Source organism: Spirillospora sp. NPDC000708 (assembly GCF_040299565.1).
Classification (GTDB): domain Bacteria; phylum Actinomycetota; class Actinomycetes; order Streptosporangiales; family Streptosporangiaceae; genus Spirillospora.
Window position 1 is genome coordinate 59,128 of record NZ_JBEPCJ010000007.1, and the last position, 26,236, is coordinate 85,363.

Sequence of the window (26,236 nt, forward strand, 5' to 3'; positions counted from 1 at the left end):
CGCCCGGGTCAGTCGACGTCGCCGTGGTGGAGGCGGCGCTCGGCGGTCGTGGTGGGGGAGTCGTCCCACCGGACGGGGTTCTCGTTGTCCTCCTTCTCGAACAACCGGACCCCGACGAGCTTGCCGCGCAGCTCCCGCACGTTCGCCGGCAGCCCCCGGAACATCGTGATCACCAGGACCAGCAGCGTGCCGAAGAACAGCCACGGCGCCGTCGACGCCAGCGACGTCAGCAGCCCGACCGTGAGGGCGCGCAGCAGCGAGCCGTGCCCCAGCGCGTCCACGACCTCCGCGAGGACGGTCGCGAAGAAGAACACCAGCGGCGGGCTCACCGCGATCGTCAGCAGGTCCGCCGGGCGGGTGGCGAACGCGGCGAGCGCGCACGCGATCGCGAAGCCCGCCCCGGCCAGCAGCCCGACGCCGAGCCACCGCGACAGCAGCGCGCACACCAGCGCCGCGCCGAACATGAGCACGACGCCGCCGCGCCCCGTCAGGGTGACGGCGCCCGGCCCGGCGGCGTGCGAGCGGCGCGAGGAGGCGGCGCGCTGACGTCCCACTGGACCCCCTGAGGCCGGCGAGGCGCCGCCGGGCGCGTCGCGTGCCGTCGATGAGCTCATGGCCACCTCTCTCGCCGATCATCCTGATCAGGGATGGCCCGTCCGCCGAAACCTACCGGTTCCGACGCGCCGTCAGGCCGAGGCCGCTCCTCGTCGCCGGGGGCACCGCGACCGGAGAGCCCCCGGTCGTTTGGACGGTCGTCGTGCGCCGTGAGTTCGGCCGCGGACAGAGCGCGTGGGCTCTCCTCCACCGGCTGAGGGCCGTCCAGGGACTCGTCCACGACGCCCAGCTCGTTCAGCTTCCGGGCGCTGACCAGCACGCGCGTCTCCAGCGAGCCCACCGTCCGGTTGTAGGACTTGATCGCGCCGGTGAGCGCCCGGCCCAGCTCGTCCACGTGCTGGCCCATGGTGCCGAGGCGCTCGTACAGCTCCTTGCCGAGCTCGAACACGGCGCGGGCGTTGCGCGACAGCGCGGCCTGCTGCCACGCGTACGACGCCGTCCGCAGCATGGTGATCAGCGTGGTGGGCGTCGCGATGTGGACGCGCCGCCGCATCGCGTACTCCAGCAGGCCGGGATCGCGGTCCAGCGCCGGCGCGAGGAACGCCTCGCCGGGGATGAACAGCACGACGAACTCCGGCGCCGGGCTGAACGCCTGCCAGTACGACTTCGCGGCCAGCCGGTCGACGTGGTCGCGCAGGTGCCGGGCGTGCGCGTCCAGCCGGACGGGGTCGCCGGTCTCGGCGGCCTGCAGGTACGCGGCGAGCGACACCTTGGAGTCGACCACGATGCTCTTGCCGCCGGCCAGCCGCACCACCAGGTCGGGCCGGACCGTCCCGTTCGCCGTGGCCGCGCTCGCCTGCTCGTCGAAGTCGCAGTGATGGGCCATCCCGGCGAGCTCCACGACCCGCCGCAGCTGCAGCTCGCCCCACCGGCCGCGCGCCTCCGGCCGCTGCAGCGCCCGCACGAGCCCCTGCGTCTCCCGCCGCAGCTGGTCGGAGCTCTGCCGGACGAAGTCGACCTGCTTGGCGAGCATCGCGTGCGACTCGCGGCGGCCCGTCTCGACCTCGCGGAGCTGCTCCTCCACCTTCGCGAGCGTGTCCTTCAGCGGCGCCACCAGGTGCTCGACGGCCTGCTGGCGGCGCTGCAGCTCGCCCGCCGCCTCGACCCCCGCCGCCTTCAGCCGCGCGTCCGCCAGCTCCAGGAACCGCTGGTTGCTGGCGTCCAGCGCCTTCGCCGACAGGTTCTCGAAGTGCTCGGCCATCCGCTCCTCGGCGTAGGCGAGCTTCTCCTCCGCCGCCCTGGCCCGCGCGATCAGCGCGCCCTGCCGGCTCGTCGCCAGCGCGTACCCGGCGACGACGCCGAAGACGGCGCCGACGAGAAGTCCGGCGAAGAGCGCGAGGTCCATTACTTCATCGTGACAGCGGACTCGCGAAGCGCGACCGCGACGCGCCGGATCGCCTGCCGGAGCGGACAATCCGTTCACTGTTCGCCAACCGTCCGGCCCGCCGGCCGCCGATGGCTCCGGCCCCGTCCGCCGTCCGGCAGCCCAGGGGGTCGGCGGGGTCCGTAAACTTGACCGCCGTGAGCCTCTCCATCGGAATCGTCGGGCTGCCCAACGTCGGCAAGTCCACCCTCTTCAACGCGCTGACCAAGAACGACGCGCTCGCCGCCAACTACCCGTTCGCGACCATCGAGCCCAACGTCGGCGTCGTCGGGGTGCCCGACCCGCGGCTCGGGGTGCTGGCCGAGCTGTTCGGCTCCCAGAAGATCATCCCGGCGACGATGGAGTTCCTCGACATCGCGGGCATCGTCAAGGGCGCGTCCGAGGGGCAGGGCCTCGGCAACAAGTTCCTCGCCAACATCCGCGAGACCAACGCGATCTGCCAGGTCATCCGCGCGTTCGAGGACCCCGACGTCACCCACGTGGACGGCGACGTCGCGCCGTCCCGGGACATCGAGACGATCAACACCGAGCTGATCCTCGCCGACCTGCAGACGATCGAGAAGGCGCTGCCGCGGCTCGACAAGGAGGCGCGGACCAAGAAGGACAAGGACAAGCTCGCCGTCGTCGACGCCGTCAACGCCGCGCAGAAGCTCCTCGACGACGGCATCACGCTGTTCGCGGGCGCCGAGAAGGCCGGCATCGACCTCGCCCTGCTGCGCGAGCTGCACCTGCTCACCGCCAAGCCGTTCCTCTACGTCTTCAACCTCGACGAGGGCGAGCTGACCGACGAGGCGCTGCGCGGCCGGCTCCGCGACCTGGTCGCGCCCGCCGAGGCGATCTTCCTGGACGCCAAGATCGAGGCGGAGCTGATCGAGCTGCCCGACGACGAGGCGCTCGAACTGCTCCAGGGCATGGGCCAGGAGGAGTCCGGCCTGTCGCAGCTCGTCCGGATCGGGTTCGCCACGCTCGGCCTCCAGACGTACCTGACCGCCGGCCCCAAGGAATCGCGGGCCTGGACGATCCGCAAGGGCGCCACCGCCCCCGAGGCCGCAGGCGTCATCCACACCGACTTCCAGCGCGGCTTCATCAAGGCCGAGATCGTCTCCTTCGACGACCTCACCGAGGCCGGCTCGATGGCCGCCGCCCGCACCGCCGGCAAGGTGCGCATGGAGGGCAAGGAGTACGTGATGCAGGACGGCGACGTCGTCGAGTTCCGCTTCAACGTCTGAGCCGTCCGCGCGCCCCGGCCCGGCGCGTCGCACGCGGGCGTTCGCCGGCGTTCGCGGCTCGCCGCGCCGTCCCGTCAGGCCCCACCCGTCCGGTGGGGCCTGACGCGCGTCCGGGGGCTTGTGTGATTTGCGATACAGGTGTTGCATGTGGGGTCGCGCCCCAGGTCACCGCGTGTTCTGTGACGATATGTCCCGAAGTCGACACTTTGCCGGAATCTCTCGGAAAGAGATTGCGGGCGGAACGGACACCCGGTAACCAAGCAACTGCCGAGTCGCGCCGCTTGCCGGAAACCTGGTCAGGCGCACCGTTCGGAGCCTTGGATAGGGGATCGTCACCGTTTGGCAATCTTCCCCGTTCCTGTTGAGCTGGATTGCATTATCCGCAACCGCGTGCCGGGGGTGTGCTTCGCCGCGATGCGCTGGAACAATTGGCGCTCGTGGTTACTCTGGGCCCGGGGTGGGGTTCGGAAAGGACCACCCGCACAGGACCCAGGCAACAGACCGCGCCGACCGGGGGCGAGGCGCGAGCGGAGGCAGGATGGCTCGCAGGTCGGCCGTAGGACGCGGCCGTGACACGGCCGTGGTCGAGGAGACGGCGGCGCCCGCGGCGCTCGCCGCGTCCGCCGACCCGTGGGACGCGCCCGCGCCCGAACGGCGCCGCGGGCGCTCCGGCGGATCCGGCGACGGCCGGCGCGGCGGCGGCCGCTGGGGCGGCTCCGGCGGCCGATGGTGGGTGTGGGTCGGGCGCGCCGTGCTCTGGGCCCTCATCCTCGTCATCCTCGTCAACGGCATCCGCGCCCCCTTCGAGCGCTTCACCGCCAAGGACGGCGACTCCACCGGAACCGGCGCCACCGCCAAGCCCGGAAAGGGCACCGGATTCCCGAGCAGCGCCGCCGGCGCGTTCGCGCTCCAGTTCGCCAACGTCTACCTGAACTACGACCAGAAGAGCGCGCCCGCCCGCGAAGCCCAATTGCGCACCTTCCTGCCCGACGGCGCCGACGCCCAATTCGGCTGGAACGGCGTCGGCACATTGCAGGTCCAGTCCGTCCAGGTCGCCGGAGTCGACGCCCGCGACGCGCACAACGGCACCGTCACGGTCCTCGCCCGCACCGCCGACAAGTGGCTCCGCCTTTCCGTGCCCGTCTACGCGGCCGACGGCGGCGCGCTCGTCGTCTCCGGACGGCCGGCGCTGCTGCCCCCGCCCACCAAGGCCGCGCTCCCGCAGGGCGGCGTCCAGGACCGCGACACCGCCCTGGAGAACGAACTCCAGCCGTTCCTCGGTACGTTCTTCCAGGCGTACGCGTCCGGCAACCAGGCCGCCCTGTCGCGGTTCTCCGACGGGACGCCGATCGCGGGCCTCGCCGGCTCCGTCAGCTACGTCCAGGTCAAGGAGGTCGTCGCGCCCAAGGGAGCCGCCGACGAGCGGACCGTCACCGCGACCGTGGGCTGGCAGCTGCCCGGCGGCGCGGGCGCCGGCGGCGGCGGCGAACTCGACCAGGCCTACGAGCTCACCGTGGTGAAGAAGGGGACGACCTGGTACGTCAGAGACATCCGCGGCACCACGGAGCCGAACGCATCATGACCGCAACCCCCACGACATCCGCCGTCCCAGAGAGGTGATCAGTCGATGCTGCACCACATCATGGCGTCGATTCCGCACGAGGTCTGGGCGGAACCGCAGAAGAACGACGAACTCAACACCGGCAATCTCGCCGACTGGCTGCGCAACATCTTCGGCCCGCTCTTCCTCGTCATCGTCTCCATTGTGGCGATCTTCTTTCTGTTCACCCGGGAGATCACGCGTTTCGTCCAATTCATCGTGCTCGCGATAGGAATCGGAGTGGTCTTCTACGTGCCGAACATCATCGAGACGACCGCCCGCGCGATCGCCAAGGCGCTCGGGGTGGACGCCACCTGACCACGCGGAGGTCGGCACCACGCGGAGGCCGGCAGGCGGCACCGTGCTCGCGCAGTTAGGGGAGTAGGGGCGTGGATCTACCCACGTACACGAACATATGGCGCATCGAGAAGCGGCTGTACAAGCTGTACGACCTGCGGCTTCCGATGCCGCTGCCGCTGGTCCAGATCGGTGTGTTCCTCGGCGTGTTCGTGCCGTGGATCCTGCTGCTGAGATTCGTCGGGATCCCCTTCAAGTCCCCCTGGCACGTGCTGTACATCGTCCCGCCCGGCGTGCTGACCTGGCTCGCGACCCGGCCCGTCATCGAGGGCAAGCGGCTCACCGAACTGCTGCTCTCCCAGACCCGCTACCTCGCCGAACCGCGCACCTGGTGCCGCCTCACCCCGATCCGCGAGCCCCGCGAGGTCGTCGTCGTCGCCCGCGTCTGGCGCCGCGCCGAGGCGCCCGCCCCGGTCGCCGCCCCCGAGCGCGCCGCGGTCAAGTCCCGCCGCCGGGCCCGCAAGGCCGCCGCCGAACCGGCACCGGCCGCGGCCGCCGCGGCGGCCGTCGTCGCCCCGCCGCCCGCGCCCGTCCCCGCCGCGGCGCCCATGCTCCCGGGCCCGGCCATCGCCGACGGGCCCGTCCCGCTCGCCGACTACGCCGCCCGGTTCGACGTCCCCGCCCCCGCGGCCCCCGTCGCCCCTGCGGCCCCTGCCGCTCCCGCGCCGCCTGCCGCGCCTGCGGCTCCCGCGCCCAAGCCGTGGCGCCGCACCGAACGCGACATCTCCCACGAGGACGATGTCCAGCTCGAACCGCACCTCGGCGAGTTCGAGCGGCCCCCGGCGACGCCCCGGCTGGAGGTCCCCCCGTCCTCGGCCGGTTCCGGGAAGCGCGGCCTCGCGTCCGGCATCCGCCGCCCCGGGGCGTCCGCCGAGATCTGGCCCGCCGTCCCCCCGAGCACCCGCCCGGACACCCCCCAGCAGGCTCCCGCCGCCCCCGCCTCGTTCGGCAGGCCCGTCCCCTTCGCCAAGGCCGAGACCCCCGCCCCGCCCCCGCCCCCTGGTCAAGCGCCCGGCGTCCATCCGGTGCCCCTGCCGTTCGGCGCGGGCGGAGCCGACGGCCCGACCGCCCAGCAGGGCCGTCCCGAGGAGCCGCAGGCCCCCGGCGAAGAGACCCCCGCAACGACGTCGGCCGCCTCAGGCCCCGCAGAAGCGGGTCCGTCGCCCTCCGCGCAGGAGCCGGTGGCCGAGGCAGGCGATCGCCTGGACGACGGCGCCGCCGAGAACGCGCCCGCCGGAAAGGAGACCGGACGCGGCGGCGCGGCCCCTGCGACGGAGCCGCCGGCGCCTGCCGAACCCGCCGAGGCCGAAACCGCCGGCGCCGACGAGCCCGCGCCGCCCGCGCCGGAGACCCGTCACGAGGCCGAGCCTGAGACGCCGGATGCCAAGGCCGACCGCCCCGCGCCCGTCGCCCCTGCCGAGAGTCCGGCCGACGCCGCCGCGAAGCCCGCAGAGGCGGAAGCTGCGGGTGCCGCGCCGGAGCCGGCGGCTCCGGCCGCAGGCGACGCCGAGCGTCCGGCCGCCGCGCAGGAGGCAGAGCGCGGGGACGAAGCCGGTTCGCCGGTCGAGCGTCCTGCGCCCGTTGCCTCCTCCGAGTCTTCTCCGACCCCGGCGGGACGCGACGACGCTGCCGAGCGCCCGGCGGCTGTGGTCGAGCCGATGCGGGGCCGTCGGCGGGGACGCAAGGGCGCCGAGCTGTTCGGCGGCGAGCCCGGTGACAAGAAGGTCGCCGGGTGGAAGGCCGCGTCGCCAAGGAGGGCGCCCGCCCCGCCGCAGCGGCCAGCGCCCCAGCAGCCGGTGCAGCAGCCCGTCCAGCAGCAGCCGCCTGCGGCGCAGGGGCCCACGCGCCCGGATCTGCCCCGGCAGGTTCCACAGCGCGGCGGGCCGGGCGCCCCCGCGCAGCCGCCGGTGGTGCGGCCGCCCGCGCCGACGCGGCCGGACATCCCGATGCAGGGCCGCCCCGCCGCGCCCGCCGCATTCGGCGGTACGCAGGGCGGGCCGTCGGAGGAGAACGAGTGGCGCCCCGCCAAGCAGGAGCGGGACGCCGGTACGCCGCGCCTGGAGGCGCCGCGACCGTGGTCGAAGGGGCTGTCGAAGCCGCTGCGCCCGGCGACCACCGACAACATGCAGTGGCCGCCCGTCCCCGAGCCGGGGAAGGCACCGGAGGCGTACACGGAACTGCCGCCGCAGGGCGTGCCGATCCAGCCGCCGCCCCAGCCGCCCCAGCAGCTTCAACCGCCGCAGCCGCACGTGCCGCAGCCCGCGGAGGAGCAGGCACCGCCGAGGGAGGTGCGGTCGCAGCCGCAGTCGCCGGTCCGGCCGAGGCCGCTGCCGCCGCCCCCGGCGCCGCCCGCGTCCGGGCCCGCGATCACGCCGCCGGGGCCGGAGCACGAGGTCACGACCGGCGGGCTGCGCCGCCTCATCCAGGCCGTCGGCGGCGGGCACGGCGAGGTCGACGCCGAGTACCAGCAGCGGCTCCAGCAGCCGTTCCACGGGACGCGGCACGTCGTGGTGCTCGGGTGCACGGGCGGCGCGGGGCAGACCGTCACCGCGCTGATGCTCGGGCACACGTTCGCGCAGCACAACGGGGAGCCGGTCGTCGCGATCGACGTGAACCCGGGGCCGGGCGCGCTGGCGCGGCGGACGCGGAGCGAGACCAACGAGACGCTGACCTCGCTGATCACGCGCGCCGACCAGGTCGGCAGCCTCACCGCGATGCGCCGCTACACCTCGCAGGCCAAGTCCGGCCTCGACGTCATCGCGGCCGGAAAGAACCCGCTGCAGGCGCTCGACGACCGCGACTACGCGCTGGCGATCCGCACGATCGACAAGTTCTACTCGGTGACGCTGCTCGACACCGCGGCGGCGATCGTCGCGCGGGTCCTGCCGTACGCCGACCAGATCGTGCTGGTCGCGCCGGCCAGCGCCGACGCGCCGCGCGCGGTGGCGATGACGTTCGAGTGGCTGGACGGGCACGGGTACGAGGAGCTCCGGTCCCGCGCCGTCACGGTCATCAACGGGGTGAGCCGCCGCAGCATGGACGACGTCGAGCAGGCGGAGGCGGTCGCCCGGGGGCGTTGCCGTGCCCTCGTGCGCATCCCGTGGGACGATCACCTCAGCATGGACCGCGCGCCCCGCAACGAGCTGAAGTCGTTGCGCGCGCCGACGCGCCGTGCCTATCTTGCCCTCGCCGGTGTGGTCGCCGGCGGGTTCACCGTCGTGCCCGAGCGTTACCAGGAGCTTCAGCAGGAGCAGGAGGCCACCCGATGAGCGCCCCTCGCGGGCACCGAGCCGGCCGGACGGGCGCCAGCGTGGCGGGCGCGCCTGTCGTTGATGTCCGCCCGGATTGTGAACACTCTCCCCGCCAGCCCTTCGCAGCCGCACGCCGATCGGGAGAATCATTGGTCAGGACCAGGGTCGGGAGGACGGCATGAGCAAGGCCAGCCGGCTGGCCGTGCGGTACTTCGACGACCGCGTACTGCTCACCGACAACGCGGCCTGGGCGTACTTCCGGCTGCCCACGGTGTCCTACGAGTTCACCACCGGCGAGGAGCGGGAGGCGCTCGCCACCAACATCACGATCGCGCTCGCCGGGATCCGGATGCAGGACGCCGAGGTGCACCTGCGGATCGCGCACCGCACGTACCCGGCGGCGGAGTGGGCGCTCGCGCTGGACAACACGTCCGACGGCGGCCCCGGGTGGCGGGAGTACCTGGAGGAGACCTACGCCCACGTGTGGGCGAAGGACTTCTGGACGAAGGAGGTCTACCTCGGGGTGCGGCTCGGCCCCCGGGGGATGGGCGCGCACCTGTCCGGCGGGGTGGTGTCGCAGCTCCTCGGGTTCTACAAGCGCAGCGAGAAGGTCCTCGGCGTCAACGACGACGCGATCGACAAGCGGGAGATCGGGCGCTGGACCGACCAGGCCGAGCGGATCGGCCGGGCCCTCGGCGGGTCCGCCCTGTACGCCCGGCACGCGACGTCCACCGAGGTGGCGTGGCTGTTCCAGCACGCGGTGACGGGATCGCTCGCCGACCCGCCGCCGTCGGCGGTGCCGCGCCGGACGTGGGGCAAGGGCGAGATCGAGTCGCTGGTGGAGGGCGCCATCCACAACGGCCGCTCGTACCTGCGGATCGAGCAGCCGAACTTCACCGGCGCGGGCGGCGGCGCGACGGCCGCGTCCTACGTCGCGTACCTGTCGTTCGCCCGCTTCCCCGACATGATGCCGTTCCCCGACGGCGAGCCGTGGTTCCACTACGCCGACGCGCTCCCGTTCCCCGTCGAGATCAGCGCGCGGATGAAGCTGATCCCGCCCGCCAAGGCGTCCAAGGACGTGTCGCGGAAGCTCGCGCACGCCCGCGACATGGACCAGCACATCCGGGAGGCGGGCGCGGAGGCGCCGATCGCGCTCGCTGAGCAGATCGACGCCGCGCGGATGCTGGAGCACGGCATCACCAAGGAGCGGCTGCCGTTCGTGTACGGGTGGCACCGGCTGATCGTGTCCGCGGCCACCGAGGACCTCCTCGCCCAGCGGGTCGACGCGGTCGTCGAGCACTACCGCGACATCGGCATCGACGTCGTCAACTCCACCGGCGACCAGTTCTCGCTGTTCCTGGAGTCGCTGCCCGGCGACCAGATCCGGCTGAACGCCTACGCGCAGCGGCAGCCGCTGCGCACCATCGCGGGCGGGATGCCCGTCGCGACCGTCGACCTCGGCGACCGCACCGACGAGAACGACGAGGGCTGGATCGGCCCCTACATCGGCGAGACGCTCGGCCGGGCCCGGTCGATCGTCCACTTCGACCCGCTCGTCGCCGCGGCCCGCAACCGCCCGACCGCCGTCGCGATCACCGGCGAGCCCGGCGGCGGCAAGACCACCCTCGCGCTGCTGCTCATCTACCAGATGGCGCTGCGCGGCGTCACGATCGCGGCCATCGACCCGAAGGGCGATGCCGAGTCGCTGGTGGAACTGCTGAAGGCGCGCGGCCGCAAGGCGCGGATCCTGCCCCTCGGGTCCGCGGCGCCCGGCCTCCTCGACCCGTTCTCGTTCGGCGACGACCTCGCCACCAAGAAGACCATGGCGACCGAGACGCTCCGGCTGCTGCTGCCGCGCATGTCGGAGGAGCGCGAGTCCGCGATGATCCAGGCGGTCGGCGCCGTCGCCAACGCCGGCCAGCCGTCCCTCGGCCGCGTCGTCGACCACCTGGAGCAGGCCGCCGACCCCGCGTCCAAGAACCTCGGCGCGGTGCTGCGGTCGATGTCGGAGATGCATCTCGCCCGGCTGTGCTTCGACCCGTCCGGCGGCGAGCGCATCGACACCGCCGGCTGGACGACCGTGTTCACCCTCGGCGGCCTCACCCTCCCCGACGTCACGATCTCCCGCGAGGACTACTCCTATGAGCAGCGCCTGTCCGTCGCGCTGATGTACCTGGTGTCGCAGTTCGCGCGGCGGCTGATGCACGGCATCGACCGGAGGCTGCCGAAGGCGATCTTCCTGGACGAGGCGTGGGCGATCACGTCGACGCCCGAGGGCGCCAAGCTGGTGCCCGAGGTGTCGAGGATGGGGCGGTCCCGCAACACCGCGCTGATCCTCGTCTCCCAGAACGCGGGGGACCTGCTGAACGAGCAGGTGACCAACTGCCTGTCGTCGGTGTTCTCCTTCCGCTCAACCGAACGGGTCGAGGTGGGCAACGTGATGTCGCTGCTCGGGGTCGAGTCGTCCGACGAGCACAAGGCCGTGCTGCGCAACCTCGGCAACGGCGAGTGCATCTTCCGCGACCTCGACGGGCGGGCCGGCCGGATCGGCGTCGACCTCATCTCCGAGGAGCTGCGGCGCTGGCTGGACACCAACCCGACCCGGTCCCATCCCGGGCGTTCCGAACTCACCGCGGCGGGGGCCGAGGTCGAGGAGGTCAGCCGATGAGGGGTCCCCGCATCCGGACGGAGCGCCTGCAGCGCTCGCCCGGCGAACGCCTCGACCTGCGCCGAAGCCGCCGCCGCCGGCACCGCCCGCGCAGCCGCCGCTCCGCGGTGCTGCTGCTCATGCTGGCGCTGTTCATGATCAGCCCGGTGTCCCCGGCCTCGGCGTCGATCCCGCTGCCGAGTCCCAACGACTCGTGCCGTCCGGCGGACAACCCGGCGCCGGAGGCGTACGGGTCCGGGACGGACGGGATGATCAAGCCGCCCGGCTACCCCGACGCGAAGCTGCAGAAGACGCCGGGCGACCAGCTCACCTACTACGACCGGTACGGCACGGCCGGGCAGACCTGGTACGCGGTCGACATGGGCTGCTCGGACGCGATGGCGATGATGGGCAACGCGATCGCCAACACGACGTTCACGCTGGTCCGGGCGGTCGACCGGACGACGATCAGCATCTACCAGGCGGCGGCGTCGGAGTCGCTGCTCGGCTGGCTGAAGAGCACCGTCGACGGCGTGATCAGCGGCATGGGCAAGACGTTCAACGCCCGCTACTGGTCGTGGGTGGTCATCCTCGGCGCGATGTGGCTGGCCTGGTGGGGGCTGGTCCGGCGGCGCGCGAGCAAGGTGACCGAGGGCGTCGTCTGGATGGTCGCCGCGATGGTCGCGCTGATCTGGCTGGTCGCGCGGCCCGCGGACTTCACCACCCTCGGCACGAAGGTGTCGTCGGCGACGAGCGCGGCGTTCAACGCGGCGCTGCCGCAGAGCGACACCAAGGGCGGCAGATGCATCCCGCCGCCGGACGGCAAGCCGGACCCGATGGCGTCGGCGAACCTGGACGCCACGACCCGCAACGCGAACGGGCTGTGGGTGGCGTTGGTCTGCAAGCCGTGGCTGCAGGGCGAGTTCGGCACCACCGACCCGAACGCGAAGATCGTCAAGCAGAACGCGGACAAGCTGCTGTCGTCGCAGGCGGTGGACCTGCCGGAGTCGTACGGCACGGAGAAACCCGATCTCGGGCAGAAGGCGGACGACTACAAGAGCGTCGCCAAGACCATCAAGGACGACTATCCCGGGACGTACTCGCTGTTCCAGGGCAAGAGCTGGCAGAACCGGCTGGCGGTGGCGTTCGGCGGGCTGTTCGCGGCGCTGGTCGCCGGCCTGCTGATCATGGTGATCGCGATCGCGCTGATCGTGGTGAAGATCGCGTTCCTGCTGCTGCTGGTGGCGGGGCCGATCTTCCTCGGGATCGGGATCCATCCCGGGATCGGCCGGGTGATCGCGGTCCGCTGGCTGGAGCTGCTGCTGTCGATGCTGCTGAAACAGGCGGCGCTGATCGGCGTGCTGGCGCTGCTGCTGTGGGCGTACGGGCTGATCCTCGGCGAGACGCTGCCGTGGGGGCTGCAGATCCTGCTGATCGCGCTGGTGACGTTCGCGGCGTTCATCTACCGCAAGCCGTTCCAGCACCTGTTCTCGGCGGTCGGCTACTCGGCGGTGGGGTCGCGGGAGAAGAGCGAGGCCCATCTGGACAAGTCGGTCGCGGAGGCGCGCAAGAACACGGCGGCCGTGGCGGGCGCCGTGGTGCCGGGCGCGGCCGGGTACCGGCTGGGCCGCTGGGCGGGCAAGCGGGACGCCGCGGCGGACGCGGCCGGGGCGGGCGCCCTGGCGGACGCGGCCGGTGCGGGCGCCGCGGCGGCCGACCGGCGGACGGGCGTCACCACGGCCGGAGCCGGGGAGGGGCCGTCGCCGGAGGAGGCGCCGGTGCTCGCCGCGAAGCCGCGGACGGGCGGCGTCACCGCGGGGCCGGGACGGTCCCGGCGCGGCGCGCCCCCGCTGAACCTGCCGTCGCGGACGGCGAAGGTCGTCGACGCGCAGGCCGCCAAGGGCGGTTCGGCCGGCGGCGCAGCAGGCGGCGGCGGTGCTGGCGTGGGCGCGATCGTCGCGCGGCCGGGCGGGGTCTCGGGCGGGCGCGGGAGCGGCGGCTCGGCGTCGGGCGGCGGCAAGCCGTCCGGCGGTGCGGGGTCCGGTACCGGTGCGCCGCGTCCGACGTCCTGGTCGGGACGCGGCGGAGGCGGCGGTGTCACCGGCGGCGGTAGCGGCGGCTCGGGCGGCTCCGGCGGTTCGTCCGGCGGCGGCTCGGGTGGCTCCAACGGCGGCTCGGGTGGCGGTTCGGGCAACGGGCGCGGCGGCTGGTTCTCCGGCGGCGGGCGCTCGTCCGGCTCCACCGAGCGCGGCCGCGGCCGCGCGGGCGGCGGGTCCGGAGGCTCGGGCGGCGGCGCGCCAGCGCGCGGGTCCGGCGGGTCGGGCGAGCCGGCGTCGAACGTCCCCCGGCCCCGTGCCGGTGCGGGCGGCGGCGGTGCGGCGCCGTCGAACGGCGGTCCCGGCGGGCGGCAGTCGCCGCCGCCGCTGTGGGGCCGGCGCGGCTCCGAGGAGGGGCCGCCGATCCCGTTCTGGCTGCGTCCGGTCGAGCCCGGTCCGGGCGAGTCCGACCGGGACGAGTGATGAACCTGAACGACCGCCAGCGCAAGCTCCTGTTCGCCGGGCTCGTGGTGGTGCTCGCCGCCATCGGCGTCTACCTGACGGTGGCGGCGCCGGAGCACGACCACGACAAGGCGGACGCGCGCCCGAGCGCGACGGCGACGGCCGGCCCGAGCGGGCCGGCGTCGCCGCCGCCGGGGATCCACAGCACCGTCGACCCGAAGAACTTCGACATCTACCGGCTGCTGCCGTTCTCGCAGCAGGACTTCGCGACGGCCGCCGACCTCGCGCAGCGGTTCGTCGCGGCGTACGGGACGTACCGCTACGACGAGGACCCGACCGCCTACATCGGCCGGATGTCCGGCATGGTCACCGATGACCTGCGCGGCCAGCTGGAGGCGGGCGCGTCCGCGCCGGGGATCCAGGACGAGCGCCGCAAGGAGCAGCTCGTCGCGCAGGGCGGCGCCTCGCTCGACCAGGTCCGCACCATCGAGAACAACTCGATCATCTTCCTGGTGACCGGGAAGCAGCAGCTCACCAAGAACGGGACGGCGAGCAGCGACAGCAAGCAGTACGCGGTGACCGTGTCGCGCGACGGCGGCTCGCTGAAGGTGTACGCGTTCGCGCCCGCCGACGCGGGCCAGGCGGGGGACACCGGATGACCCCGAAACGTGTGCTGGCGGCGTGCGCGCTCGCCGCCGCGGCGGCGCTGTTCGTCGCGCTGATCTTCGTGCCGATCCTGTTCGGCGCGAGCCAGTTCATGTTCGGCGGCAGCGTGAACGGCGGCTGCGTCGACACCTCGGGGGCGGGCGCGCAGCCCGCGGAGGCGGGCGACGCGAAGTCGATCCCGGCGAACTACCTCGACCTCTACAAGAAGGCCGGCAAGGACTACGGCATCCCGTGGAACGTGCTGGCGGGCATCGGCGAGGTCGAGACCGGGCACGGCACGTCCAACGCGCAGGGCGTGCACAGCGGCGAGAACTACGCGGGCGCGGGCGGGCCGATGCAGTTCCTGGACCCGACGTTCAAGTCCTTCGCCGTGGACGGGAACAAGGACGGCAAGAAGGACCGCTACGACCCTGCCGACGCGATCCCGACCGCCGCCGCCTACCTGAAGCACAACGGCGCCCCGCAGCGGATGAAGACCGCGATCTTCCAGTACAACCACTCGTGGGACTACGTGAACATGGTCCTGGCGTGGGCGAAGCGGTACGGCGGCGGCGACTTCAAGGTCGTGCAGTCCAACGGCGTCGACTGCCAGGACAACGAGCTGCCGGCGAACGCGAGCCAGCTCGTCCAGAAGATCATCGCGTTCGCGCTGGCGCAGCGCGGGAAGCCGTACGTGTTCGGCGCGACCGGCCCGGACGCGTGGGACTGCTCCAGCCTGGTGCAGGCGGCCTACCGGGCGGCGGGGCTCGGCATCCCGCGGACCACGTTCGAGCAGTGGCCTTTCGGGCTGAAGGTCGCCAAGGGCAAGGAGCAGCCGGGCGACCTGGTGTTCTTCAACTCGGGTCCGGGGACGTCGGCGGACAATCCCGGCCATGTCGGGATGGTCATCGGCAACGGCAAGATGATCGTCGCGAGCTGCTCGGCGTGCGTGCCCGCGATCGGCGTGAAGCCCTACAAGCGGCCGGACTGGGTGGGCGTGACGCGTCCGCTGGCCAGCCCGCAGCTCAAGGCCAAGGTCGGGCAGCTGGCCGCGCAGCAGCCGGGCGGCTGACCGGGGGCGCCCCGGCCGGCGGCCGGGGCGTCCGGTACGGGATCAGCAGCCGAAGTCGATGTCGTAGAACGTGCTGTAGTGGTCGGGCGTCCAGTACATGCCGTCGTGGCCGAGGTCGTCGGACGTGATGATGCGGCGGGCGCCGCGCGTGGAGCTGCCCGGGGTCTTCACCGTGTACTCGTGGTAGTAGCCCTGCGGTTCCTGCGGCAGCAGCCCTTCGCGGTTCTGGAAGACGGTGCCGTCCTGCGGGTACGGGAACGGGCCGCCCTTGTCGATCAGGGCGATCGTGTCGTCGGCCTGCGACGGCAGCGACGACTCGCAGACGGTGGAGACGGCGGCGGCGGACGGGGCGGGAGCGGCGGCGTAGGTCGCGGGAGCGGTGGCTGCGTGCGCCGCGGGGCCGGTGAGCCCTGCGATGAGCAGGGCGGCCGGGAGGAGCGCGCGGCGGAACCGGTGGCGGGGGGTCGTCATGGGGCGAGTGTCGCCCGGGCCGTCCGCCTCGTCACCGGCGATGCCGTCAATTCAGGAGAAGTTGCCGACCGTGTCATCGGTGATTCGGCACGGATCGGGCGGTTGGTCACCGGAACCGCCGCTTGCCGATCACCAGCAGGATGTCGCGCAGCGCGTCGGCGGCGTCGCGGACCGCCTCGGCGGGCACCCCCGCCATGGCCTCCCTGTGCGCGCGCGCCGAAGCGTCCAATGCCAGCGCCGTGACCCGCAGGCCCTCCGGCGTGAGCTGGACGAACCTGCTGCGGGCATCGCCGGTGTTGGCCTCCCGCTCGACATAGCCGGCCTTCTGTAGCCGCTGCAGCACGTTGCTCGTGCCACCGGAGGTGAGGAACGCCGACCGGGTCAGCTCGCTCGGCCTCAGCCGGTACGGCTTCCCGGCCCTGTTCAGCACCGTCAGCACCTCGAACTCGGCGTAGGTGAGCCCGAGCTCGGCCAGTTCCCCGCGCAGCGCCTGCTGGACGAGCGCCCCGATCCGCGAGGCGCGCTTGCTGACCTCCAGCATCGCGATGACGTCCTCGCCGAGGCCGTCCCGCCGCCAGGCCCCGGCCAGCTCGTCCACCTCGTCACGGCGGCCGCCGTCGTCATCGCGCACAAGCCGAGGATACCTGTCGCCGTATTGCTTTCTTAAAAGCTTCTTTCTAAGCTTTACGTCATGACATCGCTTCTCCTCCGCAACGGCACGGTCATCGACACGGCTCCCGCGCCCACCGTCCTCGGACGCGCGGACGTCCTCGTCGAGGACGGCCGGATCGCCGCCGTCGGCCCCGGCCTGGCAGCGCCCGCCGGCGCCGAGATCCTGGACGCGGCAGGCCGCATCGTGATGCCCGGCTTCGTCGACACCCACCGGCACACCTGGCAGACCGCGATCCGCGCCACCCTCCCCGACAGCACGCTGCCCGCCTACCTGCAGCGCGTCCTCGGCGAGCTGGCGCCGCGCCACCGCCCCGACGACGTCTACACCGCGACCCTCGCCGGCGCCCTGGAGTGCCTCGACTCCGGCATCACGACCGTCGTCGACTGGTCGCACATCATGTTCAGCCCCGACCACACCGACGCCGACATCGCCGCGCTCCGCGCGTCCGGGATCCGCGCCGTGTTCGGCTACTGCTACGGCGGCGGCGACGACCTCGCCGCCCTCGCCGCCGAGACGGCCCGCGTCCGCCGCGAGTACTTCGACGGGCCGCCCGGAGCCGTCTCGATGTGGATGGCCGCGCTCGGCCCCGAGATCGCCGGCGAAGAGCGCGCGCTCGCCGAATGGCGGCTGGCCCGCGACCTCGGCCTGCCCGTCACCGTCCACATGGGCGGCCACGGCGCCGACGGCGCGGCCCGCGGCCTGGCGTTCCTCGAGGACAACGGCCTGATCGACCATCCCGCCATGTACGTGCACGCCAACTTCTACACCGGCGAGGAGTTCAAGAGGATCGCCGCCAACGGCGGCACCGTCTCGGCCACCCCCGGAGTGGAGGCGGCGCTCGGCATCGGCGACCCGGCCACCGGCCGCTCGCACGCCGCGGGCGTCCCGACCGGCCTCGGCTGCGACACCGTCGCCAGCGGGCCGGGCGACATGTTCGGCGTCATGCGCGCGGCGTACTTCCTCGAACGCGCCCGCCCGGACGGCGCCGGCACCTGGTTCACCACCGCCGAGGCCCTCCGCGCCGCGACCCTCGGCGGCGCCGAGACGGCCGGCCTCGCCGACGTCACCGGCTCCCTCACCCCCGGCAAGCAGGCCGACCTGATCGTCCTGCGCACCGACACCCTCGGCATGGCGGCGGCGCACGACCCGATCGCGGCCGTCGTCCTGTCCGCCGAGACGCGGCACGTCGACACGGTCCTCGTCGGCGGCCGCGTGCTGAAGAGCGGGGGAGTCCTCAAGGGCCACGACGTCCCGTCCCTGCTGGACACGCTGCGGGCGGCGGCGGCCCGCATCACCGCCGGATAATCGGGAGGGGATCGTCGGCGCCGCGTGGCATGCTGGCGGCGTGGAGTCCGAGATACGCGTCCGCATCGCCGACGACCTGTTGATGTTCCTGCCCGCCGCACGGCGCGAACCGGTGAGCCGGGTGGCGTGGGACGGGACGTCCACGCTCGGCCACGTCGTGGAGTCGCTCGGGGTGCCGCTCCCCGAGGTCGGCCGGATGACCGTCCGCGGCGAGCCCGTCGAGCCGTCCGCGCGCCCCGCGGCCGGCGACGAGGTGGGCGTGGAGCCCGTGCCGCGGCCCCAGCCCGTCCCGCTGGACCCCGGCCAGGACGCGCCGCGCTTCCTCCTCGACGTCCACCTGGGCACGCTCGCGCGCCGGATGCGGCTGCTCGGCCTCGACACCGCCTACCACAACGACATGGACGACCCGGCCCTGGTCGTCCAGGCGAACGCCGAGCGCCGCGTCCTGCTCACCCAGGACCGGGGCCTGCTGCGGCGCCGGGCGCTCTGGTTCGGCGCCTACGTCCGCGGGTCCCGGCCCGACGACCAGCTCCGCGACCTCCTGGACCGCTTCGCGCCCGTCCTCAGCCCCTGGACGCGCTGCACCGCCTGCAACGGCGTCCTCGTCGCCGTCGACAAGGAGGAGATCGAGCGCGACCTGGAGGCCGGCACCCGCCGCAGCTACGACGTCTACGGTCGGTGCGCCGGCTGCGGCCAGGTGTACTGGCGCGGCGCGCACGGCGACCGCCTTGAGAGGATCGTCGAGGAGGCGACCCGTCAGGTCGGGACCGCCCGCGCCGGAACCGACCGGCCCCGGGCGGCCGTCTCAGACGGGTAGGGACGGAAGGGGCTGGTCACCATCACCGATCTGGTCGTCGTGGGCGCCGCGATCATCCGCGACGGGCGGCTGCTCGCCGCCCAGCGCGCCGAGCCGCCGCACATGGCCGGCGGCTGGGAGCTGCCGGGCGGCAAGGTGGACCCGGGCGAGTCCGACGAGGACGCCGTGGTCCGCGAGTGCCACGAGGAGCTCGCCGTCAAGATCCGCCCGCTCCGCCGCGTCGGCGGCGACTGGCGGCTCAGCGAGCGCGCGCTCCTGCGCGTCTGGACCGCCGAGATCGTCGAAGGCGAGCCGCGGGCCCTCGAACACCTGGCCCTGCGCTGGCTCACCCGCGACGACCTGTACGACGTCGCCTGGCTCCCCGGCGACCGCCCCGTCATCACGGAGCTGGAGCCCGACCTCCGCTGAGGCGGGGTCCGCTAGGAGATGCGGTTCGCGCCGGCGAAGTCGGAGCGGGTGGAGAGCTTGGAGATCTTCACCACGTCGCCGGTCTGCGGCGCCTGGAGGAACTTGCCGTCGCCGACGTAGATGCCCATGTGGTGGAGGTTGCTGCCGAAGTACACCAGGTCGCCGGCGCGCAGCGAGGAGCGGGACACCTTGGTGCCGAGCTGGAAGAGGTCGCCGGTGTAGTGCGGCAGGCCCGGCTTGCCGACCTGGGCGTAGGCCCAGACGACGAGGCCGGAGCAGTCGAAGGAGCTCGGGCCGGCGGCGCCCCAGACGTACGGGCTGCCGAGCTTGGTGAGGGCCTTGCGGGCCATCTTGGCGGGCAGGTCCGAACCCTTGATCGTGGCGGTGAGGCCGGACTTCGGGTCGGTGGTGTGGGTGGTGGTCAGCTTGTCGAGGCGCTTCATGACCTCGTCCACCTTGGCCTTGGCGGCCTTGCGGGCGGCCTGGACCTTCGCCTGGGCCTGCTTGACCTGCTCGGTCCGCTGCTGCGCGGCGCGCTGGGCGGCCTCGGCCTGGTCGACCTGCTTCTGCAGGGCGAGGACGGTGGTGGCCTGGTTCTGCTGGAGGTAGGCCGAGTCGGACAGGCTGTCGGCGCTGCCGCCGGAGCTGAAGATCGCGTCGGGTCCGCCGCTCATGTAGTTGGCGGCGGCCAGCTGGGCGAGCCGCTGGCGGGCGGGCTCGGTCTGCTGCAGCAGCTTCTGCGCGTACGCGGTGGCGGACTTCTCCGCCTTGACCGCGCGGCCGAGGTCGACGCGGGTCTTGTTGAACTGCTCGGTGAGCGTCTCGGCCTCGTCGTTCAGTTCCTTGAGGCTCTGCTTCAGCCCCTTCTCCGTGGTGGGGAGGGGGCTGGGCGTCCCGGTGGCCTGCGGTGCGGCGGCGGGGCCGAAGGGGGTCGCGGCGTGCGCGGCGACGGGGGCGGTGGTGCCGAGGCCGATGACCAGCACTGCGGCGGCGGTGGCGGTCGGCGCGACGCGCCGCCGGGGACGGGGGTCCGGTGCCAAGCCGGTGTCTCCTCTCCTCGCTCGCCTACCGGGTTAGCTGACGGGTTCGGGCCAGGAGTCGCCCTACGACGTGCGTCGATTCACCCCAGGGGGATGGGTCCCCGGTTCGTCCGCGGGTGGGTGCCGCGGGGGATTCGGCGGTCCGGTCGCAGCCCCGGGGGGTGGGGCTCCGGACGACCGGATCTCGGGAAGATTACAAAGGATGGGCAAAGATGGCCAATCGAGGCCCGTGTGAGGCAGGGGACGAGCGGCTCTGAACAGGCGGCGCCGTGCGCCAAGTAGAATGGTGGCAGCCGCGCGTCTGCGGCGACTCCCGAACTCTCACGCAAGGCGAGCCCGCATGCCCATCTCCACGCGCGACGACCTCCGGAACGTCGCGATCGTCGCCCATGTCGACCACGGCAAGACGACGCTGGTCGACGCCATGCTCTGGCAGTCCGGCGCCTTCCGCGAGAACCAGGACGTCGACGACCGCGTCATGGACTCCAACGATCTTGAGCGCGAGAAGGGCATCACCATTCTCGCCAAGAACACGGCCGTCCGGCACAACGGCCTGACCATCAACATCATCGACACGCCCGGCCACGCCGACTTCGGCGGCGAGGTCGAGCGCGGCCTGTCCATGGTGGACGGCGTCGTCCTGCTGGTGGACGCCAGCGAGGGGCCGCTGCCGCAGACCCGGTTCGTGCTGCGCAAGGCGCTCGAGGCGCGGCTGCCGGTGATCCTGGTCGTGAACAAGACCGACCGGCCCGACGCCCGCATCGACGAGGTCGTGGACGAGACGTACGAGCTGTTCATGGACCTCGACGCCGAAGAGGACCAGATCGACTTCCCGATCGTGTACGCCTCGGGGCGCGCCGGGCGGGCGTCGCTGAACAAGCCCGCCGACGGCGGCATGCCCGACAGCGAGGACCTGGAGCCGCTCTTCACGGTCATCACCGAGACGATCCCGGCGCCGTCGTTCGACCCGGACGCGCCGCTGCAGGCGCACGTGACGAACCTGGACGCCTCCAGCTACCTGGGCCGGATCGCGCTGTGCCGCGTGCACGCGGGGACGATCAAGAAGGGCCAGCAGGTCGCGTGGTGCCGGCACGACGGCAGCATCGAGAAGGTGAAGATCACCGAGCTGCTGATGACCGAGGCGCTGACCCGCAAGCCCGCCGACGAGGCGGGGCCGGGCGACATCATCGCGATCGCCGGCATCCCGGAGATCATGATCGGCGACACCATCGCCGACCCGGACGACCCGCGCCCGCTGCCGCTGATCACGGTGGACGAGCCCGCGATCTCCATGACGATCGGCACCAACACCGGTCCGATGGCGGGCCGCGAGAAGGGCACGAAGGTCACCGCCCGGATGGTCAAGGACCGGCTCGACCGCGAACTGGTCGGCAACGTGTCGATCAAGGTGCTGCCGACCGAGCGCCCCGACGCCTGGGAGGTGCAGGGCCGCGGCGAGCTGGCCCTCGCGATCCTGGTGGAGAACATGCGCCGGGAGGGCTACGAGCTGACCGTCGGCAAGCCGCAGGTCGTCACGCGGGAGATCGACGGCAAGAAGCACGAGCCGGTCGAGCGGCTCACCGTCGACATCCCCGAGGAGCACCTCGGCGCGGTCACGCAGCTGATGGCGGTCCGCAAGGGCCGCATGGAGCACATGACCAACCACGGCACCGGCTGGATCCGGATGGAGTTCCTGGTCCCGGCGCGCGGCCTGATCGGGTTCCGCACCGAGTTCATGACCGAGACCCGCGGCACCGGCATGGCGCACCACGTGTTCGAGGGCTACGAGCCCTGGTTCGGCGAGCTGCGCACCCGGCCGTCCGGCTCGCTGGTCGCGGACCGCTCCGGCGCCGCCACCGCGTACGCGATCACGAACCTGCAGGAGCGCGGCACGTTCTTCGTGGGGCCGACCACCGAGGTGTACGAGGGCATGATCGTCGGGGAGAACTCCCGCTCCGACGACATGGACGTCAACATCACCAAGGAGAAGAAGCTCACGAACATGCGCTCCTCCACCGGTGACGAGCTGGAGCGGCTCACCCCGCCGCGGGTCCTGTCGCTGGAGGAGGCCCTCGAGTTCTGCCGCGAGGACGAGTGCGTCGAGGTGACCCCCGCGAACGTCCGCATCCGCAAGGTGGTGCTGGACGCCAAGGAGCGCGAGCGGATGCGCGCCCGCACCAAGCGCGCCGGCTGACGCCGGGACGAGGCGCACAGGACGCGAAAGGAAACGGCCCCGCGGTTCCGAGGAACCGCGGGGCCGTTTCGTTGTCGGTCGTGCCGGCCGGTCGTGCTAGGCGAGCTGGACCGTGCCGGTCACGTCGGCGGCCAGGCGGAGCTGGTCGCCGTCGCGCAGCGGGGCCTCCACGCCGCGGGGGAGCCGCTCGCCGTTGACGAACGTCCCGTTGGTGGAGCCCTCGTCGCGGACCCAGGCCGTCCCGGACGGGTCGAGCCAGACCGTCGAGTGCCGCCGCGACACGTTGTCGTACTGGGTGAACGTGGCGGCCACCGGCGACTGGCCGGCGTCCCGGCCGAGCACCAGGTGCTGGCCGACGGAGACCTTCAGCTCGCCGGTCGGGAACTGGACCCGCAGGACGGGCGTGCCCTTCTGGGGCAGCGGCCGGCCGCACGAGTTGCACTGCGCGGCGCCCGGGTTGGTCAGCACGGCCTCGCAGTACGGGCACATGAACGCCGTGCTGTCGGGCTGCTGCGGGTGCTGGTGCCCCCGCTGCTGGTCGGGCGGCAGCAGGGTCGCCTCGCGGCCGTGCGGCGGCGGGATCGGCGGCTGCTGCTGCGGCGGCGGGCCGTACTGGTGGTCCGCCGGGCCGGGCTGCGGCATGTACTGGTCCGGCTGCTGCTGGTACGGCTGCTCGGGCTGGTACTGCGGTTCCGGCTGCCGGTACTGGTCGGGCGGCGGCTGGTGCTGCTGCGGCGGCGCACCCCACTGGTCCGGCTGCTGCTGTTGCTGCTGCGGCGGCATGGCCCACGGGTCCGCCGGCTGCTGCCCCTGCTGCGGAGCCCCATGCTGCGGCTGGCCGTGCTGCGGCTGCTGCGGCGGCGGGCCCCACTGGTCAGGCTGCTGCTGCGGCGGTGGCCCCCACTGGTCCGGCTGCTGCTGCGGGGGCGGCCCCCACTGGTCCTGCGACGGCTGGCCGTGCTGGGGCGGGAGCCCGCCCTGCTGAGGGGCGCCGTGCTGCGGAGCACCGTGTTGGGGGGCGCCGTGCTGCGGAGGCTGCTGGTAGTCGTGCTGGGGCGGCTGCTGGTACGGCTGGCCTTGCTGCGGCGGGAAGCCGCCGTGCTGGGGAGCGCCGTGCTGCGGAGCACCGTGCTGGGGCGGGCCGCCGTGCTGTGGGGCACCGTGCTGGGGGGCGCCGTGCTGTGGAGCGCCGTGCTGCGGCGGGCCCTGGTCGTACCCGCCCGGACCGGCCCGGTGGCCGCCCCCCGGGCGCGCCAGGTTGGCCCCGCAGCTCAGGCAGAGCAGATCGCCCTGCTGGTACGGCTCGTCACAGACAGGACAGTTCAAGGTCGCCATGACACATCCCCCGAGCGCACGCCGGCGCGTTCGAGCCTCGACGTGAGGTGCTCCATGTCACCCCTTCGCGGGATCCCGATGTAGTACACCCGCCTTCCCTCCGGCCCTTCGTCCACGGACACCTGCACTCGGGGCCCTGCGTGTTCCCTAGTCTTACCGATGCCGGCCGATGCCCCGTACCGCTCCTCCCCCAGCGGGGTGAGCGGGACGGCGCGCTGGTTCGCCGACCCCCTCCAGAGTAGAGAGCCACCTTCCGGGTGTCGCCCCCTCGGGTTGAGCCGATCGACGTACGGCCCCGCCATCACGGCATCGCACAGGTCGAGGATCTCGCGCGACCCCCTGACCCGCGAAAGCCGAGAGTAGACATATCCGCTGTACACCAATATGTCCAATGGCATCGTCTCACGCCGCGCGGCACGCCACGCGCGGATCCCGCGCAGCAGGGCGGCGAGCGCCTCGGGCTGCTGGAACGGCTCCCCGCCGGAGATCGTGATCCCGTCCAGCGGGCCCGGAAGGGACTCCAGCCAGCCGAGAACGGCCTCGACCGGCACGGCCTTGGCCGGGTCCGCCTCCCAGGTGTCGCGGGACAGGCAGCCGTGGCAGTGCAGCGTGCAGCCCTGCGTCCAGATGCCCGCGCGCGTGCCGGGGCCGAGTGTGGTCACCGGATAGTGCGCCTTGGCGAGCAGCAGCGCGGGAGCCTCGTCCGGGGGCTCGCCGGGGGACACGGGCTCGCCGGGGGAGGGGACGGGGGGTCCGGCGGTCACTGGATGTCCAGGTGGACGATGCCGCCCTCGCGCCGGATCCCGTATACGGTGATTCGCTCGTCGGAGCCCAGCTCGCGGTCGAACAGCGCGCGCGCCAGCGGGTTGACGAAGTGCGACTCCAGCGCCATGCCGATGCCCCGGCCGCCCTTGTCGAGCTCGTCGGTGCACCAGTCGCGGAGCGTCTGCAGCGCGTCGTCCCGCACCGTCAGCATGAGCCGGTGCTCGTCGGCGACCCGCTTGCAGATGTTCGCGAACTGCAGGTCGAAGATCTTGTGCGCGGCGTCGCCGGAGATGAAGTCGAACACCACGATGTTGTCGCCGAACCGGTTGAGCAGCTCCGGGCGGTTCAGCACCTCGGTGAAGTGCGCGGCGACCGCGTCCTTGATCCGCTGCTCCACCTCGAAGTAGGACATCCCGGGTGTGATGTTGCGCACCCGGTCGCCCGCGAGCGCCGGGACGGCCTCCAGCATGCCCGGCTCGCGGCCCGGCACGAACATCCCGAGGTTCGAGGTGAAGATCAGGATCGACTCGGAGAAGTGCACGGTGTTGCCGCGCCCGTCGGTGAGCCGCCCGTCCTCCAGGATCTGCAGGAACTTGTCCAGGATCCGCGGATGCGCCTTCTCGATCTCGTCGAACAGGATCACCCGGAACGGGTCCTCCCGGACGGCGTTGGTCAGCTCGCCGCCCGCCTCGTGCCCGACGTACCCGGGCGGCGCCCCGATCAGCCGGTCCCCGGAGCCCTCGGCGGAGAACTCGCTCATGTCGAAGCGCAGGTAGGCCGACTCGTCGCCGAACACCAGCTCGGTGATCGCCTTGGCCAGCTCGGTCTTGCCGGTGCCGGTCGGCCCGGCGAAGAACAGCACGCCGCGCGGCCGGCTGCCGGACCGGGTCGCCTGCGCGCCCGACAGGCCCAGCACCGCCCGCTTGAGGATGTCGAGGGTCTTGGTGACGGCCTGCGGCTGCCCGATCACCCGCTCCGGGACGCGCTTCTCGCCCTCCAGCACCCGGCGCCGCAGGTGCCCGCGGCTCCACGGGTTGTCGAGGACGCCGAGCTTGTACGTGCGGACCGCGTCGGGCAGGTCCGCCAGGTCGACGTTGCGCTCCTTCGCCAGCCGCGTCACCTCGATCATCGACTGGAGGGTGAGCCCGTCGGCCTGCTCGGCGAACGAGTCGCACGCCGCCGCGGCGGCCTCGTCCGCGCCGACGTCGCTCACCCCGAACGCGCGGGCCAGCAGCCGCGCCGTCTCCTGCCGGTCACCGAGGTGCGGGCGCGGGATCGTGATCTCGCGGATCGTGTCGTTGTCGGCGGTCAGCCAGGACGGCAGGTCGCCCGGCCGCTCCACCAGCCACACCACCGGGTTGTACAGCGGCTTCGGCCGCGCCCCGTTCCCCCGGACGGGCCGGGCCGTCCGCGACAGCTTCGCGCAGAACCGGAAGAAGTCCCGCTCGGCCGGCTCCATCTCGGTCGGGGTGCGGGCGATCCGGGACGCCGAGTCGATGACGAACGCGGCGCGCACGTTCTCCTGCGGCCGCGCCACCGCCGCCAGGTGCCGGGTCAGCGCCTCCAGCGACGGCCGCTCGTCCTTGATCTTGCCGAGCACCCGCTCTGCGGCGCGCTCCGCCTCGTCACCGGCCTCGTCGCCCGGCGGCGGGACGATCTCCAGGCCGTCCACCGGGTCGTACACCACCATGAACGACGCGCCGCTGGCGCGCAGCGTCTCCCACAGCAGGGACCGCAGCGGCAGCAGCCGCGCGGGGCCGCCGCCCTCGGCCGGCGGCGCCAGGAAGCTGTCGTACAGGTTGCCCGACAGGACGTACTGGGAGTGCACCGACAGCGTCGCGTCGAGTTCGCGGATGAACGGCGGCCAGCCCTGCAGCCGGCCGCCCAGGGTCGGCGAATCAATGCTCATCTGGCTCGCTCCACTCCGCAT

At 73.0% G+C, this 26,236-nt stretch carries 20 protein-coding genes and 1 riboswitch; of the genes, 12 read left to right on the forward strand and 8 right to left on the reverse strand.

The window, feature by feature from the left end; all coding sequences use genetic code 11:
• Nucleotides 1–8: 8 nt before the first annotated feature.
• Nucleotides 9–554 (reverse strand): DUF6542 domain-containing protein, encoded by a 546-nt coding sequence (locus ABT299_RS07860; protein ID WP_500250149.1) that lies wholly within the window; start codon nucleotides 552–554, stop codon nucleotides 9–11.
• Between the two features lie 56 nt (nucleotides 555–610).
• On the reverse strand, nucleotides 611–1,960 hold the full coding sequence (locus ABT299_RS07865; protein ID WP_190861710.1) for a DNA recombination protein RmuC: 1,350 nt from the start codon (nucleotides 1,958–1,960) through the stop codon (nucleotides 611–613).
• A gap of 176 nt (nucleotides 1,961–2,136) precedes the next feature.
• Here ABT299_RS07865 and ychF point away from each other — a divergent pair, with 176 nt between their 5' ends.
• The 8 genes from ychF (at nucleotide 2,137) to ABT299_RS07905 (ending at nucleotide 15,298) form a co-directional block, all read left to right on the forward strand.
• Nucleotides 2,137–3,228, forward strand: a complete 1,092-nt coding sequence (ychF, locus tag ABT299_RS07870; protein ID WP_190861712.1) for a redox-regulated ATPase YchF — start codon at nucleotides 2,137–2,139, stop codon at nucleotides 3,226–3,228.
• Between the two features lie 538 nt (nucleotides 3,229–3,766).
• The gene (locus ABT299_RS07875) at nucleotides 3,767–4,810 is read left to right on the forward strand and encodes a conjugal transfer protein (protein ID WP_190861714.1); all 1,044 of its coding nucleotides are present in this window, start codon (nucleotides 3,767–3,769) and stop codon (nucleotides 4,808–4,810) included.
• A gap of 45 nt (nucleotides 4,811–4,855) precedes the next feature.
• Nucleotides 4,856–5,146, forward strand: a complete 291-nt coding sequence (locus ABT299_RS07880) for a hypothetical protein (protein WP_151547330.1) — start codon at nucleotides 4,856–4,858, stop codon at nucleotides 5,144–5,146.
• A gap of 71 nt (nucleotides 5,147–5,217) precedes the next feature.
• On the forward strand, nucleotides 5,218–8,454 hold the full coding sequence (locus tag ABT299_RS07885; RefSeq protein ID WP_500250150.1) for a TcpE family conjugal transfer membrane protein: 3,237 nt from the start codon (nucleotides 5,218–5,220) through the stop codon (nucleotides 8,452–8,454).
• A gap of 160 nt (nucleotides 8,455–8,614) precedes the next feature.
• A complete protein-coding gene (locus tag ABT299_RS07890; RefSeq protein ID WP_190868940.1) occupies nucleotides 8,615–11,104 on the forward strand; it encodes an ATP-binding protein in 2,490 nt (829 codons plus the stop codon).
• The gene (locus tag ABT299_RS07895) at nucleotides 11,101–13,602 is read left to right on the forward strand and encodes a type IV secretion system protein (protein WP_500250151.1); all 2,502 of its coding nucleotides are present in this window, start codon (nucleotides 11,101–11,103) and stop codon (nucleotides 13,600–13,602) included. Before ABT299_RS07890 ends, ABT299_RS07895 begins: the two co-directional genes overlap by 4 nt.
• Nucleotides 13,602–14,240, forward strand: a complete 639-nt coding sequence (locus ABT299_RS07900) for a hypothetical protein (protein WP_190865603.1) — start codon at nucleotides 13,602–13,604, stop codon at nucleotides 14,238–14,240. The genes ABT299_RS07895 and ABT299_RS07900 overlap by 1 nt, the downstream gene beginning before the upstream one ends.
• Nucleotides 14,237–15,298, forward strand: a complete 1,062-nt coding sequence (locus tag ABT299_RS07905; protein ID WP_500199599.1) for a C40 family peptidase — start codon at nucleotides 14,237–14,239, stop codon at nucleotides 15,296–15,298. Before ABT299_RS07900 ends, ABT299_RS07905 begins: the two co-directional genes overlap by 4 nt.
• A gap of 42 nt (nucleotides 15,299–15,340) precedes the next feature.
• On the opposite strand, the gene ABT299_RS07910 is transcribed toward ABT299_RS07905, so the two are convergent.
• Both ABT299_RS07910 and ABT299_RS07915 read right to left on the reverse strand, forming a co-directional pair.
• Nucleotides 15,341–15,769: a guanyl-specific ribonuclease gene (locus tag ABT299_RS07910; RefSeq protein ID WP_500250152.1), complete on the reverse strand. Its 429-nt coding sequence runs from the start codon at nucleotides 15,767–15,769 to the stop codon at nucleotides 15,341–15,343.
• 106 nt (nucleotides 15,770–15,875) lie between these two features.
• Nucleotides 15,876–16,400: a MarR family winged helix-turn-helix transcriptional regulator gene (locus tag ABT299_RS07915; RefSeq protein WP_387022948.1), complete on the reverse strand. Its 525-nt coding sequence runs from the start codon at nucleotides 16,398–16,400 to the stop codon at nucleotides 15,876–15,878.
• A gap of 60 nt (nucleotides 16,401–16,460) precedes the next feature.
• Here ABT299_RS07915 and ABT299_RS07920 point away from each other — a divergent pair, with 60 nt between their 5' ends.
• The 3 genes from ABT299_RS07920 to ABT299_RS07930 are packed head-to-tail and all read left to right on the forward strand — an operon-like array spanning nucleotide 16,461 to nucleotide 18,972.
• The gene (locus tag ABT299_RS07920) at nucleotides 16,461–17,747 is read left to right on the forward strand and encodes an amidohydrolase family protein (protein WP_500250153.1); all 1,287 of its coding nucleotides are present in this window, start codon (nucleotides 16,461–16,463) and stop codon (nucleotides 17,745–17,747) included.
• A gap of 40 nt (nucleotides 17,748–17,787) precedes the next feature.
• Entirely contained in the window at nucleotides 17,788–18,564 is a 777-nt protein-coding gene (locus ABT299_RS07925) for a Mut7-C RNAse domain-containing protein (RefSeq protein WP_347257027.1), read from the forward strand.
• 39 nt (nucleotides 18,565–18,603) lie between these two features.
• Entirely contained in the window at nucleotides 18,604–18,972 is a 369-nt protein-coding gene (locus ABT299_RS07930) for a (deoxy)nucleoside triphosphate pyrophosphohydrolase (RefSeq protein WP_387022944.1), read from the forward strand.
• Between the two features lie 11 nt (nucleotides 18,973–18,983).
• On the opposite strand, the gene ABT299_RS07935 is transcribed toward ABT299_RS07930, so the two are convergent.
• Nucleotides 18,984–20,012 carry a C40 family peptidase gene (locus ABT299_RS07935; protein ID WP_190865592.1) on the reverse strand — a complete coding sequence of 343 codons (1,029 nt, stop codon included), beginning with the start codon at nucleotides 20,010–20,012 and terminating at the stop codon, nucleotides 18,984–18,986.
• A gap of 6 nt (nucleotides 20,013–20,018) precedes the next feature.
• Nucleotides 20,019–20,162, reverse strand: a riboswitch (cyclic di-AMP (ydaO/yuaA leader).
• A gap of 190 nt (nucleotides 20,163–20,352) precedes the next feature.
• Here ABT299_RS07935 and typA point away from each other — a divergent pair.
• A complete protein-coding gene (gene typA / locus ABT299_RS07940) occupies nucleotides 20,353–22,206 on the forward strand; it encodes a translational GTPase TypA (protein WP_190865590.1) in 1,854 nt (617 codons plus the stop codon).
• Between the two features lie 96 nt (nucleotides 22,207–22,302).
• Here typA and ABT299_RS07945 read toward each other — a convergent pair whose 3' ends face one another.
• The 3 genes from ABT299_RS07945 to ABT299_RS07955 are packed head-to-tail and all read right to left on the reverse strand — an operon-like array spanning nucleotide 22,303 to nucleotide 26,215.
• The gene (locus ABT299_RS07945) at nucleotides 22,303–23,541 is read right to left on the reverse strand and encodes an FHA domain-containing protein (RefSeq protein ID WP_500250154.1); all 1,239 of its coding nucleotides are present in this window, start codon (nucleotides 23,539–23,541) and stop codon (nucleotides 22,303–22,305) included.
• Complete coding sequence (locus ABT299_RS07950; protein ID WP_500197198.1) at nucleotides 23,529–24,305, reverse strand: 4Fe-4S single cluster domain-containing protein; 777 nt, start codon at nucleotides 24,303–24,305, stop codon at nucleotides 23,529–23,531. The genes ABT299_RS07945 and ABT299_RS07950 overlap by 13 nt, the downstream gene beginning before the upstream one ends.
• A complete protein-coding gene (locus ABT299_RS07955; protein WP_190865583.1) occupies nucleotides 24,302–26,215 on the reverse strand; it encodes an AAA family ATPase in 1,914 nt (637 codons plus the stop codon). The genes ABT299_RS07950 and ABT299_RS07955 overlap by 4 nt, the downstream gene beginning before the upstream one ends.
• Nucleotides 26,216–26,236 lie beyond the last annotated feature (21 nt).

Bases quoted from the DNA above. Each gene is read 5' to 3' on its own strand.
- ABT299_RS07920 (WP_500250153.1), top strand. From the start codon at position 16,461: ATGACATCGCTTCTCCTCCGCAACGGCACGGTCATCGACACGGCTCCC.
- ABT299_RS07955 (WP_190865583.1), bottom strand. From the start codon at position 26,215: ATGAGCATTGATTCGCCGACCCTGGGCGGCCGGCTGCAGGGCTGGCCG.
- ABT299_RS07895 (WP_500250151.1), top strand. From the start codon at position 11,101: ATGAGGGGTCCCCGCATCCGGACGGAGCGCCTGCAGCGCTCGCCCGGC.
- ABT299_RS07905 (WP_500199599.1), top strand. From the start codon at position 14,237: ATGACCCCGAAACGTGTGCTGGCGGCGTGCGCGCTCGCCGCCGCGGCG.
- ABT299_RS07945 (WP_500250154.1), bottom strand. From the start codon at position 23,541: ATGGCGACCTTGAACTGTCCTGTCTGTGACGAGCCGTACCAGCAGGGC.
- typA (WP_190865590.1), top strand. From the start codon at position 20,353: ATGCCCATCTCCACGCGCGACGACCTCCGGAACGTCGCGATCGTCGCC.
- ABT299_RS07865 (WP_190861710.1), bottom strand. From the start codon at position 1,960: ATGGACCTCGCGCTCTTCGCCGGACTTCTCGTCGGCGCCGTCTTCGGC.
- ABT299_RS07875 (WP_190861714.1), top strand. From the start codon at position 3,767: ATGGCTCGCAGGTCGGCCGTAGGACGCGGCCGTGACACGGCCGTGGTC.
- ABT299_RS07900 (WP_190865603.1), top strand. From the start codon at position 13,602: ATGAACCTGAACGACCGCCAGCGCAAGCTCCTGTTCGCCGGGCTCGTG.
- ABT299_RS07910 (WP_500250152.1), bottom strand. From the start codon at position 15,769: ATGACGACCCCCCGCCACCGGTTCCGCCGCGCGCTCCTCCCGGCCGCC.
- ABT299_RS07880 (WP_151547330.1), top strand. From the start codon at position 4,856: ATGCTGCACCACATCATGGCGTCGATTCCGCACGAGGTCTGGGCGGAA.
- ABT299_RS07890 (WP_190868940.1), top strand. From the start codon at position 8,615: ATGAGCAAGGCCAGCCGGCTGGCCGTGCGGTACTTCGACGACCGCGTA.